14 protein-coding genes are annotated in these 15,591 nt (G+C 70.6%); 3 read left to right on the forward strand and 11 right to left on the reverse strand.

Annotated elements, in window-relative coordinates; translation table 11 throughout:
- Positions 1–2 precede the first annotated feature (2 nt).
- From LTL01_RS12860 to LTL01_RS12870, 3 genes are read right to left on the reverse strand one after another with little or no spacing between them, the layout of a single operon-like run.
- Complete coding sequence (locus LTL01_RS12860) at positions 3–1,328, reverse strand: GNAT family N-acetyltransferase (RefSeq protein WP_236968839.1); 1,326 nt, start codon at positions 1,326–1,328, stop codon at positions 3–5.
- Between the two features lie 37 nt (positions 1,329–1,365).
- On the reverse strand, positions 1,366–2,292 hold the full coding sequence (locus LTL01_RS12865) for a 4-(cytidine 5'-diphospho)-2-C-methyl-D-erythritol kinase (RefSeq protein WP_236968840.1): 927 nt from the start codon (positions 2,290–2,292) through the stop codon (positions 1,366–1,368).
- On the reverse strand, positions 2,289–3,356 hold the full coding sequence (locus LTL01_RS12870) for an aldo/keto reductase (protein WP_053548743.1): 1,068 nt from the start codon (positions 3,354–3,356) through the stop codon (positions 2,289–2,291). The genes LTL01_RS12865 and LTL01_RS12870 overlap by 4 nt, the downstream gene beginning before the upstream one ends.
- Positions 3,357–3,479: 123 nt before the next feature.
- Between LTL01_RS12870 and LTL01_RS12875 the strand changes: the two genes are divergently transcribed.
- Positions 3,480–5,066: a stealth family protein gene (locus LTL01_RS12875; protein WP_236968841.1), complete on the forward strand. Its 1,587-nt coding sequence runs from the start codon at positions 3,480–3,482 to the stop codon at positions 5,064–5,066.
- Here the strand turns inward: LTL01_RS12875 and LTL01_RS12880 are convergent.
- From LTL01_RS12880 to rsmA, 4 genes are all read right to left on the reverse strand, one after another.
- Positions 5,014–5,934, reverse strand: a complete 921-nt coding sequence (locus LTL01_RS12880; RefSeq protein ID WP_053548745.1) for a phosphodiesterase — start codon at positions 5,932–5,934, stop codon at positions 5,014–5,016. The genes LTL01_RS12875 and LTL01_RS12880 overlap by 53 nt on opposite strands.
- 108 nt (positions 5,935–6,042) lie before the next feature.
- Complete coding sequence (locus LTL01_RS12885) at positions 6,043–7,032, reverse strand: SRPBCC family protein (protein WP_236968842.1); 990 nt, start codon at positions 7,030–7,032, stop codon at positions 6,043–6,045.
- Entirely contained in the window at positions 7,029–7,274 is a 246-nt protein-coding gene (locus tag LTL01_RS12890) for a hypothetical protein (RefSeq protein WP_236968843.1), read from the reverse strand. Before LTL01_RS12890 ends, LTL01_RS12885 begins: the two co-directional genes overlap by 4 nt.
- A gap of 101 nt (positions 7,275–7,375) precedes the next feature.
- Positions 7,376–8,227 (reverse strand): 16S rRNA (adenine(1518)-N(6)/adenine(1519)-N(6))-dimethyltransferase RsmA, encoded by an 852-nt coding sequence (rsmA, locus tag LTL01_RS12895; RefSeq protein ID WP_236968844.1) that lies wholly within the window; start codon positions 8,225–8,227, stop codon positions 7,376–7,378.
- 64 nt (positions 8,228–8,291) lie between these two features.
- On the opposite strand from rsmA, the gene LTL01_RS12900 reads away from it, so the two are divergent.
- A complete protein-coding gene (locus LTL01_RS12900) occupies positions 8,292–9,740 on the forward strand; it encodes a sugar porter family MFS transporter (RefSeq protein ID WP_236968845.1) in 1,449 nt (482 codons plus the stop codon).
- Here LTL01_RS12900 and LTL01_RS12905 read toward each other — a convergent pair.
- The 3 genes from LTL01_RS12905 to rsmI are packed head-to-tail and all read right to left on the reverse strand — an operon-like array spanning position 9,722 to position 13,044.
- Positions 9,722–10,603, reverse strand: coding sequence for a TatD family hydrolase (locus LTL01_RS12905; RefSeq protein ID WP_236968846.1), 882 nt, complete (start codon positions 10,601–10,603; stop codon positions 9,722–9,724). The genes LTL01_RS12900 and LTL01_RS12905 overlap by 19 nt on opposite strands.
- Positions 10,604–10,605: 2 nt before the next feature.
- Entirely contained in the window at positions 10,606–12,183 is a 1,578-nt protein-coding gene (gene metG, locus LTL01_RS12910; RefSeq protein WP_236968847.1) for a methionine--tRNA ligase, read from the reverse strand.
- 9 nt (positions 12,184–12,192) lie between these two features.
- Positions 12,193–13,044 (reverse strand): 16S rRNA (cytidine(1402)-2'-O)-methyltransferase, encoded by an 852-nt coding sequence (gene rsmI / locus LTL01_RS12915; RefSeq protein WP_236968848.1) that lies wholly within the window; start codon positions 13,042–13,044, stop codon positions 12,193–12,195.
- A gap of 22 nt (positions 13,045–13,066) precedes the next feature.
- On the opposite strand from rsmI, the gene LTL01_RS12920 reads away from it, so the two are divergent.
- Complete coding sequence (locus tag LTL01_RS12920) at positions 13,067–14,647, forward strand: dolichyl-phosphate-mannose--protein mannosyltransferase (protein ID WP_236968849.1); 1,581 nt, start codon at positions 13,067–13,069, stop codon at positions 14,645–14,647.
- Between the two features lie 43 nt (positions 14,648–14,690).
- On the opposite strand, the gene LTL01_RS12925 is transcribed toward LTL01_RS12920, so the two are convergent.
- On the reverse strand, positions 14,691–15,533 hold the full coding sequence (locus LTL01_RS12925) for an aldo/keto reductase (protein ID WP_236968850.1): 843 nt from the start codon (positions 15,531–15,533) through the stop codon (positions 14,691–14,693).
- Positions 15,534–15,591: the final 58 nt, after the last annotated feature.

The following is a 15,591-nucleotide window of genomic DNA, read 5'->3' on the forward strand; positions in this document are numbered from 1 at the left end:
GATCAATACCAGATCGACAGCCGCGGAGCCGTCGGCCAGGCGAAGATCCGGCCGGCGGCGTCGGCATCCGTCGAGCGGATCCGACCGGCGTACGCGAGCGTGGTCGCCGACACCCCGCCGAGGAACAGTGCGGAGAGCTCCTCGACTCCGAGCGCGAGGCCCACGGCATCGGCAGGGATGTCCTCCGGCGCGAGCGGCGTGACGGCGGCGGCACCGTCGTCAGCCACCCGCAGGAGCCATCGCCCCTCGGCGTACCCCAGCGGGTCGGACACCTCCAGCACGACCGCTCCCGGCGCACCGTACCGACGGGACGAAAGACAGGGTGCGACGTCGAGGATGCGGACGTACTGGTGATCTCGGACGGACACCGTCGCCGCGCGCTGATCGGCGATCATCCAGCGCAGGGGCTCCTCCACCGACAGCTGATCGGCGGTGATCTCGGCGATGAGGTCCAGCGACAGCACGAAGCGCCACAGCGCCGCATACGCGTCGGGGGTCTCCGCGAGGAGATAGTGCACGTGGGCTCGCGACGCGGCGAAGTCCGCCTCGTTCTCCTGCACCGTGTAGACCAGCGCGCCGCGCACCTCGCCTTCGTCGTCGGTGTACTGCACCGCCCGTCGCTGCTCGGCCTTCTCGAGGTCGGGCCGCGTCCCCGCGATCGCATCCCAGTGACCGCCCGGCACATCCACCTCGCCGGGGACCGCGCGGCGGATGCGCTCGTGCACCGTCGCGAGGAGCTCCCGGACACGCTCGCGGGAGATGAAGTCGACCCGACCGGAGGGCGTCGGGCCGATCCAGCCCGCGCGACGCGCGTCGATCCGCCAGGAGGCACCGAAGGCGGCCGGGGCGAAGCCGTAGCGGCCGTACAGCGGCGATTCGCTGACCGTCAGCATCGCAACGGGGAAACCGGTCGATCGCGCGACGTCGAGCTCCCCCTCCAGCAGAGCGCGCGCGATCCCGCGACGTCGGTGCGTCGGAGACACGGTCACCGAGGAGATGGCGCACGCCGCGATCGCGGCGTCCCCCGGCACGGAGAGCTCGCCGCGCCAGGAAGCGAGCGTCGCCACCGGCGCGTGCGGGTCCGGTGCGGACGGGTCGTAGACCCCGGTCGCCCGGCGGTAGGCGGAGCGCTCCCGCACCGCCTCGATCTGCGCGGGGCTGCGGATGCCGTCGAGGAAGCCGCGCGCGACGACCTGCAGCCAGGCCGGGAAGCCGTCGTCCGTGCCGGGCACACGACGCAGCTCAAGGCCGCGGGCGGCGAGGCGGACCGCGGAGGCTTCCGAGACGTCGGTGGCGTGCAGGTCGCGGGAGAGGGAGTCGTCGATCACCCCTCGATGCTACGCACCGGCCCCGACGTCCCCGGGGTCAGGCCGAGAGGACGCGGGCTCCGGCGACCGGGCCGTGCACGTGAAGGGCGGTCAGGCCGGCCGCGGACAGCACGATCTGGAGCTCGAGCGCCGCCTCCGACCCCGCCGCGAGGAAGGCCAGGGTCGGTCCCGAGCCGGACACCATGCCCGCGAGGGCCCCCGCCTCCGTGCCGAGGTCGAGCACCCGCGCGAGGTCGGGACGCAGCGAGAGCGCCGCCTGCTGCAGATCGTTGCGCAGCTGCCCGGCGAGGACCCGGGGATCCCCGGTCCGCAGCGCCTGGAGCACCTCGGGGGCGGCCGCGGGCGCGGTGGCCTCGGCTGCGTCGCCGCGGGCGCGCATCTCGTCGAGATGACCGTAGACCGCGGGGGTCGACAGGCCGCCCTCGGCGGGCACGATGACCCAGTCGAGGCGGCCGGTGGCGAGCGCCGGACTCAGCTCGTCGCCACGTCCCGTCCCCACCGCCGTGCCCCCCATGAGCGCGAAGGGCACGTCGGCACCGAGCCGGGCGGCGAGGGCGTGCAGCGTCGTGTGCGCAAGGCCCGCACCCCACAGCGCGTCGCAGGCGACGAGCGCGGCCGCGGCATCCGCCGATCCGCCTCCCATTCCCCCGGCGACCGGAACGTCCTTGACGACCTCGAGGTGCACGCCGCCGTCGTACCCGATCTCCGCCGCGAGCATGCGCGCCGCACGCAGGGCGAGGTTGCGGTCGTCAGCGGGGACGCCCGAGACGTCGACCGAGCCGCGGACGGTCATCGAGAATCCCGGTGCGTGCGTGGCCCGGATCTCTTCGTACAGCGACACCGCCTGGTACACCGAGGCCACGTCGTGGTAGCCGTCGGGCTGGACTCCTCCGACCTGGAAGAAGACGTTGAGCTTGCCGGGGGCGCGCACGCGCACCGCCGCCGAGCGCGCCGCGTCGGTCATCGCGTGGCCGAATCCGACCAGAGGTCCACATCGATGCCGTCGGAGAGGGCGTCGATGCGCTCGATCTCCTCGATCGTGAACGCGGGACCGTCCAGCGCCGCGAGATTCTCGTCGAGCTGCGCGGGTCGCGAGGCGCCGATGAGGGCGGAGGCGACCACCGGATCTCGCAGGACCCACTGGATCGCCATCTGCGCGAGGGTCTGCCCGCGCTCCCGCGCGATCAGGTCGAGGCTCTGCAGCTGACCGCGCTGGTCGTCGGTGAGGGTCATGCCGCGCAGCGACCCGCGGTCCTGAGCGCGGTCGACCGGTCCGTCGCCGAGGTACTTGTCGGTGAGGAGCCCCTGGGCCAGCGGCGTGAACGCGATCGCCCCCATGCCCTCCTGACGCAGGACGCCGGTGAGGGAGTCCTCGACCCAGCGGTTCAGGATCGAGTACGCCGGCTGGTGGATGACCAACGGGGTGCCGAGCGACCGCGCGACCGCGACCGCCTCGACCGTGCGCTCGGCGCTGTAGGAGGAGATCCCGACGTAGAGGGCCTTGCCCTGACGCACGAGGGTGTCCAGTGCCCCGATCGTCTCCTCGATGGGCACGGTGTCATCGACGCGGTGCGAGTAGAAGATGTCGACGTAGTCGACGCACATGCGGCGGAGGGACTGCTCGGCGCTCGCGAGGACGTACTTCCGCGACCCCCCGTCGCCGTAGGGGCCCTCCCACATCTCGTACCCCGCCTTCGACGACAGGATGAGCTCGTCGCGGTACGGCGCGAAGTCCTCGCGCATCATCCGACCGAAGTTCGTCTCGGCGCTGCCGAAGGGCGGCCCGTAGTTGTTGGCGAGATCGAAGTGGATGATCCCCCGGTCGAACGCGTGCCGCAGGAGCGTGCGCTGATCGTCGAACGGGATGTTGTCGCCGAAGTTCCACCACAGGCCCAGGGAGATCGGCGGAAGGACGAGTCCCGACCCACCCACCCGCCGATACGCGAGACGGTCGTAGCGGTCCTCCGCCGCGGTCCACGGGCGATGCAGGTCTCCTCCGCGCGAACGCGGTCGCGGTGATTCGGTCACCGCCCCAGGCTATCCACTCCGCCGCGGAGCGGCACGGGGTGCGGCGAAACCTGCGCGTAACGACGGGCGCGTATCGTTGCTCAGTCGGACACGCACACCCGCGACATCCGAGAAGGAGGATTCGTGACCACACTGTCGGCTCTCCCCGCGCGCACCCACACCTGGACGACGCTGCTGGCCCGCCCGGACGTCGTCGTCGACGCCGGGATCCTGCATCTCGTCCATGACGACCTCGCCCCGCACGATGCGCGCATCGCGGACCTGCTGTTCGTCGCGGATGTGCTGCGGGATGCCGGGATCGACGCGGTGCTCATCCGACACTCCCGCTTCCTCCCGGCCCTCGTGGTCGACATCGACGACGCCGAGCGGGCCTTCACGGCACTGGCGGACGCCTGCGGACGCGAACCCCTCTACGTCAAGACGAAGGGCGCGCCGCCGACCCTCGTCGCCGACGGCGCCCCGTTCGCGCAGACGCCGGCCACCGTGCGCCTCTACCGCCCGCGGATCACCCCGTCCGGAAGCCTCCGCTACGGCGCGTCGCTGGCGGCGCACGTGGAGTTCTGGCGTTTCGGCGACGAGACGATCGAGGCCCCGCGGGACAACACCCTCACCCGTCGCACCACCGCGACGGCGGACGTGTCCTTCGTCGAGATCGAGCGGTACGGCCGCACCTGGCGGACGATCTCCGGGATGTTCGACCCGCAGCCGCAGGAGGTCACCGAGGACGTGGACATCGTCTTCTCGTGGGTCGACGGCTCCGCGTCGGAGTTCCAGCGGCAGCGTGCCGCACAGATGGCGGAGTACGTCGTCGGCGAGGGCGACGACGGACCGGCCCGCTACCGGCACGTGGACGAGCTGCGCTATGCGCTCCGCAGTGTCCACATGTACGCGCCGTGGGTGCGGCGCATCTTCATCGCCACCGACTCCCCCGTGCCGGCGTGGCTGGACGAGCACCCGAAGGTCACCGTCGTGCGGAGCGAAGAGTTCTTCGCCGACCCGGAGGTGCTCCCCACGCACAACTCGCACGCCGTCGAGGCCCAGCTGCACCGCATCCCCGGCCTCGCGGAGCACTTCCTCTACTCCAACGACGACATGTTCTTCGGCCGCCTCGTCGAACCGGAGATGTTCTTCACCCCCGGCGGCGTGACGAAGTTCGTCGAGTGCGACGTCCGGATCGGGGCGGGGCCGACCGCGGTGCACCGCAGCGGACACGACAACGGTCTGCGGGTCAATCGCGCGCTGCTCGCCGAGCGCTTCGGCCGGACGATCGTGCGCGACCTCGAGCACTGCGCCACGCCCCTGCGCCGCAGTGTGATGTCCGAGCTTGAGGCCGCGTTCCCCGAGGACTTCGCCCGGACGGCGGCCTCCCGTTTCCGTTCGGCGACCGACATCTCCGTCACCAACAGCCTCTACCACTACTACGCGATGATGACGGGCCGGGCCGTGTCCACGCGCGCGCCGCGCGTCCGCTACGTGCAGACGACCCTCGCGCGGGGGCTGCGCCAGATGGATCGGCTCGCCGACGGAGCGGATGTCGACATGTTCTGCCTCAACGACGGGGGCAACGCCGAGGTCCCCGAGGAGGTGCGGGTGCAGACCCTGCGGGCGGCACTGGAGCGGATGTTCCCCGTCCGGGCCCCGTGGGAGCGGCAGGAGCTCAGCGCAGCAACGTCGTCCGTCCGCGCGGCGCATCCCGTCGCGCAGCACTGACGGGGCCGACACCCGCTTCCCGCAGGCGGCGCTGCGCCTCCCCCGGGTCGATGAACTCCAGCGTCCGCGGAGCGTCGACGGGGACGACCGAATGGACCACGGTGTCGTCGTAGACGTGCACCAGGTTGAACGCCTGCGCCCCGTCCTGCGGCCGCGTGCCCCCCGTGGGGACCGTCAGGTCCTGCGCGTAGCACGTGGATGAGGCGACGGACACCGGGATGCCGGCGACCGTGGCGAACGTGGAGTAGTGGAGGTGCCCGGCGATGATCGCCCGCACGTCCGTTCCCCGCACCACACGGGCGAACGCGCGCTGATCCCGCAGCTCGACGCTCGAGGCGAGCGGCAGGACGCTCGGGACGGGCGGGTGGTGCATCGCGATGATCGTGCCGAGCGGCGCGGGCGTGGACAACACGTGGGCGAGCCATGAGAGCTGCGCCTCGGAGATCTCGCCGTGATGGTGACCGGGGACGGTCGAATCAAGCGTGATCACACGGAGTCCGTCGAGCTCGTCGACCCGGTCGTAGACGCCGGTGTCCGAGGCGTCGCCGTCGACGAGCTCCGCGCGGAACGCGCCGCGGTCGTCGTGGTTCCCCATCACCCAGAGCACGCGTGCCGACAGCGATGCCGCGAGGGGTTCGACCATGCGGCGCAGCTGCGCGTAGGCCGCGGGCTCGCCGAGGTCGGCGAGGTCACCGGTGAAGACCACCGCGTCGGGGCGGACACCGGAGGAGGCGATGACGCGGAACGCCCGTTGCAGTCGGTCGGCGGCGTCGACCGTGTCGAACAGACGGGCGCCTTCGGCGCGCAGGTGTGTGTCGCTGATGTGCAGGAGAACGCGTTCGGGCGCCGGGTGCTCTGCGGTGCGCATGGCCCGAATGTTACCGGCATGTTTCGTCGTCCCGGCCGACGGACAGGCCGGAAAGGGTGAACGTTCGGCGAACGTTCCCGTCCGATGACCGTGCTTTCGACTCCGGAGTCAGCGGAATGCTCGGCTGACCGCACTGCCGGTCTGGAACAGGGTGATCCACACGACGAACTTCTGAACGGAGCGGAGCGGGTACACGACGAGCATTCGCCAACCCTGGCGTCGAGACCACGACCTCGTGATCTGGACCTGGGTACCGCCCACCGTGGCCGCCAGGGTGAACTCCGTCAGAATCGGACTGCCCTGTGGAGCGTCGGGGTAGGCGAAACTCCACGCGATCCGCTCCGGTCGATGGGCTGCGACGAGTTCGATGCTGCGGCGGCGGAACCGGGGCTTCACCGTCAGCGGCTTCCCATCCGGACGACGGACCGGCGCGAGGCCTCGCCAGACCATGCCGGGTATGGGGTCCTGGTCTCCGTGGTCGATGGTGCCGATACTCATCTCCCAATCGGGGATGGCCCTCGGGTCCACGAGAAACCGCCACACCTCCTCGATCGGCGCCGCAACGAATGTTTCGATCGACCCCGTCACACGACCCTCCGTCTCTCCCGACGTCGTCGCCGTTCCTTCGACGGGGACGTCGAACGGGGCGAGGCGGTCGAGCACGGCCCGGGGCGTCGCGCCGAGGCGGTCGAGGATGCTGGCGATCAGGCCACTGGGTTCGGTGACGAGTTCTCGGAGCACCGCCGCAGCGTCGCCCTTGTCGTCTCTGGAGATGGAGCGCGCGATCAGGTCGGAAGCGCGCTTGCTCCATTCGTATCCGTCCGTCTCGTGGAAGACGATTCGTCCGGCCTCAGGGAATGACGCCTCGATGCCGAGCGATGCCAGCTGGGCCGCCCGTTCTTCCTCGACAGCGCGGCGGGCGCCGTCGAGGTCGATGCCCATGCTGCGCAGCGCACCTCCCGCGGGTTGATCGCTGATGACGAGGGCGAGAAACAGGTGCTCGAGGTCCGCGACGCGAAGGCCTGCTCGCGATGCCTCCTCCATCGCGGCGAGGGAGAGAGATTGAGTGGTCTGAGCGGCGCGAACGAACCTGCTCATGCGTTCCTCCTGAGGATCGGGATCGTGGGGTCGACGCGTTTGGAGTGCTTCTTGTGCACGGCTTGCCGGGTCACTCCCAGTGCGTCCGCGATGTCCTGCCATTTCATCCCCGCCCGGAGCGCGGCCTCGACTTGCCTGAGCTCCAAGGTGTCCGCGAGGACGCGCAACGCCGCCACTGCCCGCAACCCTGCTTTCGGGTCGCTGGTGTCGGATGCCACTGCCGCGATCTGGGAAGACTGCATGCCGTCAACCTATGTTGCTACGAAGGTGCTGTCAACCTAGGTTGCACCGGTCCCTGCGCCCGATCCCGACGGGCACGTGCGGTGGCCTTCAGGGGCGTCGCTCAGGCGGGCCCGACGATCTCGGCGATGCGGACGAAGTCCTCCACCGAGAGCTCCTCGCCGCGCGCGGTCGCGGCCACCCCCGCGGCTTCGAGCTGAGCGGATGCCGCAGCCGCGGATCCGCCGAGCACACCGGACAGCGCCTGCCGGAGCATCTTCCGACGCTGTTGGAAGGCGGCGTCCACCAGCGCGAACGTCCGTCGCCGCAGCTGCTCGGATCCGCGCGGTGTCGCGTCGCGCCGGAACGCCACGAGAACGCTGTCGACGTTCGGGACGGGCCAGAAGACCTGTCGCGAGACCGTGCCGGCCAGACGCCATGCTCCGTACCAGGCGGCCTTGACGCTCGGGGCGCCGTAGATCTTCGACCCCGGGGGCGCCGCCAGACGCTCCCCGACCTCCGCCTGCACCATGACCACCCCGCGCTCGAGGTATGGGAACGACTCCAGGAAATGCAGGAGCACCGGGACAGAGACGTTGTACGGAAGGTTCGCCACGAGCACCGTGGGTTCGCCCGGGAGCTCGCGGACGCGGAGGGCGTCGGCGTCCACGACCGTGAGCGCGTCTGGTGCGACGCCGTGGGCGACGGCTGTCTGCGGGAGCCGCGCGGCCAGGCGGTGGTCGATCTCGACAGCGGTCACCGACGCACCGGTCTCCAGGATGGCCAGGGTGAGCGACCCGAGCCCCGGCCCGACCTCGACCACCCGCTCGCCCGCGCGCACACCGGCGACCTGGACGATCTTGCGGACGGTGTTGGCGTCGACGACGAAGTTCTGCCCCAGCTTCTTGGTGGGGGTGACCTCGAGTTCGGCCGCGAGCGCGCGGATCTCACCGGCGCCGAGAAGCTGGACGGGCATGCCCTCCACCCTAGTTGCGCGCCGAAGCTCCCCCCTCGCGATGGGACGGACTACGGTTCCGGATATGACATCTCCCCTGCCCACGTCCGCGTTCTCGATGAAGAGTCCCTTCGGTCGTCGTGCGGTGGCCCTGTCCATCGCCGCCGCGGTGGGCGGGTTCCTGTTCGGCTTCGACTCCTCCGTCATCAACGGCGCGGTGAACTCGATCGAGACCCAGTTCGGTCTGACCTCGATCACCACCGGATTCGTGGTGGCCGTGGCCCTCCTCGGCTGCGCCTTCGGCGCGGTCCTCGCCGGCATCCTGAGCGACCGGTGGGGGCGCCTGCGGGTGATGCTCATCGGTGCGGTGATGTTCTTCGTCAGCGCCCTCGGCTCGGGTCTCGCCTTCACCGCGATCGATTTGACCTTCTGGCGGCTCGTCGGCGGCATCGGCATCGGCATCGCCTCGGTGGTCGCCCCCGCGTACATCGCCGAGGTCGCGCCGCGTCAGATCCGCGGGACGCTCGGCTCGCTCCAGCAGCTCGCGATCACCCTCGGCATCTTCGCCGCGCTCCTGTCCAACGCCGTCCTCGCCGGTGTCGCCGGCGGTGCATCGGACACGCTGTGGCTGGGGCTCGAGGCCTGGCGGTGGATGCTGCTGGTCGAAGCGGTCCCCGCGCTCGTGTACGGTCTCCTCGCGCTGAAGATGCCCGAGTCGCCGCGATTCCTCATCGCCAAGGGCAAGCCCGACGAGGCCCGCGCGATCTTCGCCAAACTCGTCCCCGAGGTCGACCTCGATCAGACGATGCGGGAGCTGCAGCAGCGGATCGTCACCGACCAGAGGAACGCCGGGGTGTCGCTGCGCGGCCCGCGGTTCGGACTCCAGCCGATCGTGTGGGTCGGCATCATCCTGTCGGTGTTCCAGCAGTTCGTCGGCATCAACGTGATCTTCTACTACTCCACGACGCTGTGGCAGTCGGTCGGGTTCGACGAGTCGTCGTCCTTCGGGATCAGCGTGTTCACCTCGGTGATCAACGTCCTGGTCACGCTCGTGGCGATCTTCCTCGTCGACCGCGTGGGCCGCAAGCCCATACTCCTCAGCGGGTCCCTCCTCATGGCGGTCTCCCTCGGCACGATGGCGCTGTGCTTCGCCTTCTCCACCACGGATGCCGAGGGCGCGGTGTCGCTCCCGGCGCCCTGGGGGCCGATCGCGCTCGTCGCCGCGAACCTCTTCGTCATCGGGTTCGGCGCGTCGTGGGGACCGCTGGTGTGGGTCCTCCTCGGCGAGATCTTCCCGAGCCGGATCCGCGGCAAGGCGCTCGGCGTCGCCGCCGGCGCGCAGTGGATCGCCAACTTCCTCATCACCGTGAGCTTCCCCGCGATGTCGTCGTGGTCGCTTCCGGTCACGTACGGGATGTACGCGGCGTTCGCGGCGCTGTCCTTCTTCTACGTGCTCCTGCGCATCCCCGAGACCAAGGGGATGGAGCTCGAGCAGACCGAGACGCTGTTCGTCCGTCAGCCGAAGGCGCCGTAGACCGCGAGGGTGTTCGCGGCGATCTGCGCGCACAGCTCGTCCAGCTCGACGCCGAGCTCGGCGGCGAGGAAGCGCACGGTCAGCGGGATCAGGTAGGGGGCGTTGGGGCGTCCCCGGTGCGGCGTCGGGGTCAGGAAAGGCGCGTCCGTCTCGACGAGGATCCGCTCGAGAGGGGTGACGGCGAGGGCGTCACGGAGGTTCTGCGCGTTCTTGAACGTGACGTTCCCGGCGAAGGACAGGTAGTAGCCGCGGTCCGCGGCGATGCGCGCCATGGCGGCGTCGCCGGAGAAGCAGTGGAACACCGTGCGGTCGGGTGCGCCGACGCGCTCGAGGGTGGCCAGCACCTCGTCGTGGGCGTCGCGGTCGTGGATCTGCATCGCGATGTCGTGCGTCTTGGCGAGGGCGATGTGCGCCTCGAAGCTCTCGTACTGGGCGGGAAGGCCCTCCGCCTCGGTGCGGAAGAAGTCCAGCCCCGTCTCGCCGATGGCGCGCACGCGGGGCTGCGCGGCGAGCTCGTCGATCACCGCGATCGCCTCGTCGAGGCGTCCCGCGGCGTGGTACGCCGGCGCCTCGTTGGGGTGGATCGCCACCGCCGCCAGAACCCGCGGATGGGATGCCGCCGCCCACGCCGACCACCGGCTGGAGTCGATGTCGCCCCCGGCTTGCACGACGCCGATGACCCCGACCTCCTCGGCGCGGGCGAGCTGCGCGGACAGGTCGAGCGGCTCGTCCCCGTCGACGATCTCGAGGTGCGCGTGGTTGTCGTACACCGGCACCGGGAGCGGCTCGGGAGCCGCGGGCCATCGGACGTCGCGACGCCCCTCCTGCGTGCGTTCGCGCACGTAGCCGCTCGGATCGCTCATCGTCAGGCGGACTGCTCCACCCGGGGGAACAGCGGCGCGAGACCGTTGACGCTCGTCCCGGGGCGGAGGACCCCCCAGGCGCCCGCCTCGCGGATCGGCTGATCCTGCAGACGCCCGATCGTCTCGGCGGCACCGAGCGCGATCCAGAGCTTCTCGGTGGACTCCGGCATCACCGGCGACAGCAGCACCGCCAGCGCGCGCAGACCCTCGGCGGCCGTGTAGAGCACCGTCTCCAGGCGCGGCCGACGCTCGGGATCCTTGGCGAGCGCCCACGGCTCGTTCTCTGTGATGTAGAGGTTCAGCGCGTCCACGATCGTCCAGATCGCCGCGATCGCCTCGTCGACCCGGAATCGCTCGATCGCGGCATCCGCGGCCGCCGCAGCCTCGGCCACGACGCGCTGGATGCGCAGATCGCCCTCCTCGTAGGAGGCCGCCGGCGGGATCACGCCCTCGAAGTAGCGCTCGATCATCGCCGTGGTGCGCGAGGCGAGGTTGCCGAACCCGTTGGCGAGCTCCGCCTGGTACCGGGCCGACAGGTCCTCCCACGAGAACGATCCGTCCTGTCCGAACGCGATCGCCGAGAGGAAGTAGAAGCGGTACGCGTCGGAGCCGAAGACGTCGGTGATCTCCGTCGGCGCGATGCCGGTCAGCTTCGACTTGGACATCTTCTCGCCGCCCACCAGCAGCCAGCCGTGGGCGAAGACCCCCCGGGGCACCTCGACGCCGGCGGCCATCAGCATCGCCGGCCAGATGACGGCGTGGAAGCGCAGGATGTCCTTGCCCACCACGTGGTACGCCGGCCAGCGGCGGTCGAACTCGTCCTGTTCGGCGCCGTATCCGACGGCGGTTGCGTAGTTCAGCAGCGCGTCGACCCACACGTAGATGACATGCGACTGGTCCCACGGGACGGTGATGCCCCAGTCGAACGTGGACCGCGAGATCGACAGGTCCTTCAGACCGTTCTTGACGAAGGAGACGACCTCGTTGCGGGCGGACTCGGGCCGGATGAAGTCCGGCTGGGTGGCGTAGAGCTCCAGCAGCCGGTCGCCGAACTCGCTGAGCTTGAAGAAGTAGTTCTTCTCCTGGAGGAGCTCGAGCGGCTTGGAGTGGATCGCGCAGACCTTGAGCCCCTCGAAGGGCCCGGTGCCGTCGATGATCTCGGACTCGGTCTTGAACTCCTCGCAGCCCACGCAGTAGAGCGCCTCGAACTCGCCCGCGTAGATGTAGCCACGGTCGTGGATCGCCTGGACGAACTTCTTCACGCGCTCCTCGTGACGCTCCTGCGTCGTGCGGATGAAGTCGTCGTTGGCGACGTCGAGGGTCTCCAGCAGGGGGAACCAGGACTCGGAGACGAGCTTGTCGACCCACTCCTGGGGCTGGACGCCGTTGGCCGCCGCGGCGCGCATCATCTTCTGCCCGTGCTCGTCGGTGCCGGTGAGCATCCACGTGTCGTCACCGGCCTGACGGTGCCAGCGCGCCAGGGTGTCGACGGCGACCGTGGTGTACCCGTGCCCGATGTGCGGGACATCGCTCGGGTAGTAGATCGGCGTCGTGATGTAGAAGGATCGGCCGGTGCTCACCAGGGAATTCTAGTTCGGTCCCGCGGACGCCCCGTCGCCGTGACGATCCGGCGACGCCAGCGCCGCCTGATACAGATCGCGGCGCGTGTGGCCGGTATGCGCGGCCACGTCCACCGCCGCCTCCTTCAGACGGATGCCGGAGGCGACCTGCGCGCGCACCTGCGCGACCGCGTCGGCGAAGGAGATCTCGCGGGCGGGCGCCCCCTCGACCACGAGGACGACCTCCCCGCGGATCCCGTCCCGCGCCTGCTCGGCGACCTCGGCCGCGGTCCCGCGCAGGACCTCCTCGTACATCTTCGTGAGTTCCCGAGCGAGCGCCACCCGGCGGTCGGGACCGAACACCTCGGCGATGTCGGTCAGCGACGCCGCGACGCGCGACGGCGAGTCGAAGAAGACCATCGTCCGCGCCTCGGCGGCCAGCTGGCGGAGCACGGTGCGACGCTCCCCGGACTTCCTTGGCAGGAATCCTTCGAACGCGAACCGGTCGGTGGGGAGCCCCGACAGCGCGAGGGCGGTGAGGACGGCGCTCGGCCCCGGCAGGGCGGTCACGCCGACGCCCGCCGCGATCGCGGCGGCGACCACGCCGTACCCGGGGTCGCTCACGGTCGGCATCCCGGCGTCGCTCAGCAGCAGCACGTCCGCGTCGCGCGCGAGCTCGATGATCTCGCTCGCCCGCTCCTTCTCGTTGTGGTCGTGGAGCGCCACGAGGCGCGGGCGATGGGTCACGCCGAGGGCGGCCAGGAGGCGCTGCGTGGTGCGGGTGTCTTCGGCCGCGACGACCGGAACGGTGCCGAGGGCCTCCACGAGCCGCGCCGAGGCGTCCCCCAGATTGCCGATGGGGGTCGCCGCGAGGATGATCACCGCTCCAGCCTAGACTTGGCGGGTGACGCACGCCCGGCTCGAGACGCACGCGGGGGCGCCGCGACCGAGCGTCTACGACCGGTGGCGGATCCGCCTCGGAGAGCCGCGGATCCTCCGCATCGCGGAGTGGGTCGCCCCGCTGCTGATCACCGTCCTGGCCGGCATCCTCCGGATGTGGAATCTCGGCCATCCGCACGCCCTGGTGTTCGACGAGACGTACTACGTCAAGGACTCCTGGAGCCAGTGGAACCTCGGCTACTCGGCGACCTGGCCCGACGACGTCGACGACCGCTTCGCCGCCGGCGAGACGGGACTGTTCGGCTCGGACGGCAGCTTCGTGGTCCACCCTCCGCTCGGCAAGTGGATCATCGGCGCCGGGATGGCGCTGTTCGGCGCGGATTCCACGGCGGGCTGGCGGATCGGCGTGGCGGTCGTGGGGACCCTCACCGTCCTCGCCGTCTACCTGCTCGCCCGCACGCTCACCGGGTCCGTCGTCTTCGCGTCCGTCGCCGGCCTCCTCATGGCGATCGACGGCATGGCCATCGTGATGAGTCGCGTGGCGCTCCTCGACGGACTCCTGACCTTCTTCCTCGTCCTGGCCTTCTGGTTCGTCGCCCTCGACCGCGCGCAACAGGATCGTCGGGCCGCGGCCCGGCGCCTCCTCGACGAGGACGCCGACCCCCCGGCGTGGGGGCGACTCAGCGTCGACCGCCCCTGGGTGCTCGCGGCGGGCGCGGCGCTGGGCGCCGCGAGCGCGGTGAAGTGGTCGGGTCTGTACGTGCTCGCGGCGGTCGGGCTGTATCTCGTCGTGGTGGACGCCCTCGCGCGCCGGCGCGCGGGCGTGACGTTCTGGCCGAGCGACGCGGTCTTCCGGCAGGGACCGGTGACCTTCCTCCTGCTCGTTCCGATCGCGGGCCTGGTCTACGTGATGTCGTGGAGCGGCTGGCTCCTCACGTCCGGGGGATACGGCCGCACGACGGGCACGGTCCCGGCACCGCCGGGGGATCTTGTCGGGGCCCTCGCGAACCTCTGGACGTACCACCAGGGGATCTACGGCTTCCACGTGGATCTGTCCACGCCGCACAGCTATCAGAGTCCCGCGTGGGCGTGGCTGTTCCTCCTCCGTCCGACGGCGATGTACACCTCCAGCTCCGCAGCGGGCGACGCCGGATGCCCCGGCCCGGGCGACTGCATCGCCACGATCTCGAGCATGCCGAACCCGGTGATCTGGTTCGCCGGCGTCATCGCCGTGGGCTACCTGCTCGTACGCCTGGTGCGCCGGCCGGCCGCGGGGCCGGCCCTCGCCCTCCTCGGCGTCGCGGCGACATTCGTGCCGTGGCTGCTGTACCCGGAGCGGACCACCTTCCAGTTCTACGCCGTGGCGATGCTGCCGTTCATGATCCTCGCGCTGACCTACGCCCTCCGCGACGTCCTCGGCCCCCCGGATGCCGGTGCCCATCGGCGCACGACGGGATTCGGCCTGGTCGCGGTCTTCCTCATTGCGGCGATCGCGATGTCGGCGTTCTGGTACCCGATTCTCACCGCCGTCACGGTTCCCTACGACTTCTGGCGGATCCACTACTGGTCGGTCGGCGCGATCTGACGCGCCGACCGACCAGGAGTCGGAACCGCTGCCGGGAGCGGAGTCAGTTGACCTCGTCCGGATGGGCGCTGACCCGGCCCGAGCCGTCGCCCGGATCCATCGCGTCGATCGCGGCGATCTCGTCGGCGCTGAGGGTGAAGTCGAGCACGTCGAGGTTCTCGGCGAGGCGCTCGCGGCGCACCGACTTCGGGAAGACGATGAAGCCCTTCTGCAGGTGCCAGCGCAGCACCGCCTGAGCGGGGGTCTTGCCGTGGGCGGCGGCGGCGGCGGCCACGGGCGCGGCGCCGAACAGGTCGTACTTGCCCTGGCCGAGCGGACCCCACGACTCGATGGCGACACCGTGGTCGGCGGCCCAGTCGGTGATCTCGCGCTGCTGGTAGGCCGGGTGCAACTCGATCTGGTTGACGGCGGGGACGACGCCGGTCGCCTCGACGATGCGCTCGAGGTGCGGGACGAGGTGGTTCGAGACGCCGATGCTGCGCGTGAGTCCCGCGTCGCGGAGGGTCACCATCTGCTCCCACGCGTGGACGTAGTCGTCCTTGGCGGGCGTCGGCCAGTGCACGAGGTACAGATCGACCTGCTCGAGGCCGAGACGGCCGAGGCTCTCGTCGATGGCCCGACGCGGTTCGTCGTCGTGATGGCGGTCGTTCCAGAGCTTCGTGGTGACGTAGAGCTCGACGCGCGGGATGCCGCTCTTCGCGATCGCCGCGCCGACGCCCTCCTCGTTGCCGTAGATGGCGGCGGTGTCGATGTGGCGGTAGCCGAGCTCGAGGGCCTCGGTGACGGCGCGCTCCGCGTCGTCGGCCGGAACCTTGAACACGCCGTAGCCGAGCTGGGGGATGCGGTGACCGTCGTTCAGGGTCACCGTGGGAATCGAATCGGTCATGCCGACACCCTAGGACGGGGTCCGCAAGCTCGCGGGGCGGAGACATCGCCCCCTCCGC

The sequence above is a fragment of the Microbacterium aurantiacum genome (assembly GCF_021654035.1).
Taxonomy (GTDB): domain Bacteria; phylum Actinomycetota; class Actinomycetes; order Actinomycetales; family Microbacteriaceae; genus Microbacterium; species Microbacterium aurantiacum.

What these genes read in the sequence shown, in the direction of transcription:
- LTL01_RS12865 (WP_236968840.1), bottom strand. Translation starts at nt 2,292, where the DNA reads ATGACCGACGCGGCGCGCTCGGCGGCGGTGCGCGTGCGCGCCCCCGGC.
- LTL01_RS12880 (WP_053548745.1), bottom strand. Translation starts at nt 5,934, where the DNA reads ATGCGCACCGCAGAGCACCCGGCGCCCGAACGCGTTCTCCTGCACATC.
- LTL01_RS12885 (WP_236968842.1), bottom strand. Translation starts at nt 7,032, where the DNA reads ATGAGCAGGTTCGTTCGCGCCGCTCAGACCACTCAATCTCTCTCCCTC.
- LTL01_RS12890 (WP_236968843.1), bottom strand. Translation starts at nt 7,274, where the DNA reads ATGCAGTCTTCCCAGATCGCGGCAGTGGCATCCGACACCAGCGACCCG.
- rsmA (WP_236968844.1), bottom strand. Translation starts at nt 8,227, where the DNA reads ATGCCCGTCCAGCTTCTCGGCGCCGGTGAGATCCGCGCGCTCGCGGCC.
- LTL01_RS12900 (WP_236968845.1), top strand. Translation starts at nt 8,292, where the DNA reads ATGACATCTCCCCTGCCCACGTCCGCGTTCTCGATGAAGAGTCCCTTC.
- LTL01_RS12905 (WP_236968846.1), bottom strand. Translation starts at nt 10,603, where the DNA reads ATGAGCGATCCGAGCGGCTACGTGCGCGAACGCACGCAGGAGGGGCGT.
- LTL01_RS12925 (WP_236968850.1), bottom strand. Translation starts at nt 15,533, where the DNA reads ATGACCGATTCGATTCCCACGGTGACCCTGAACGACGGTCACCGCATC.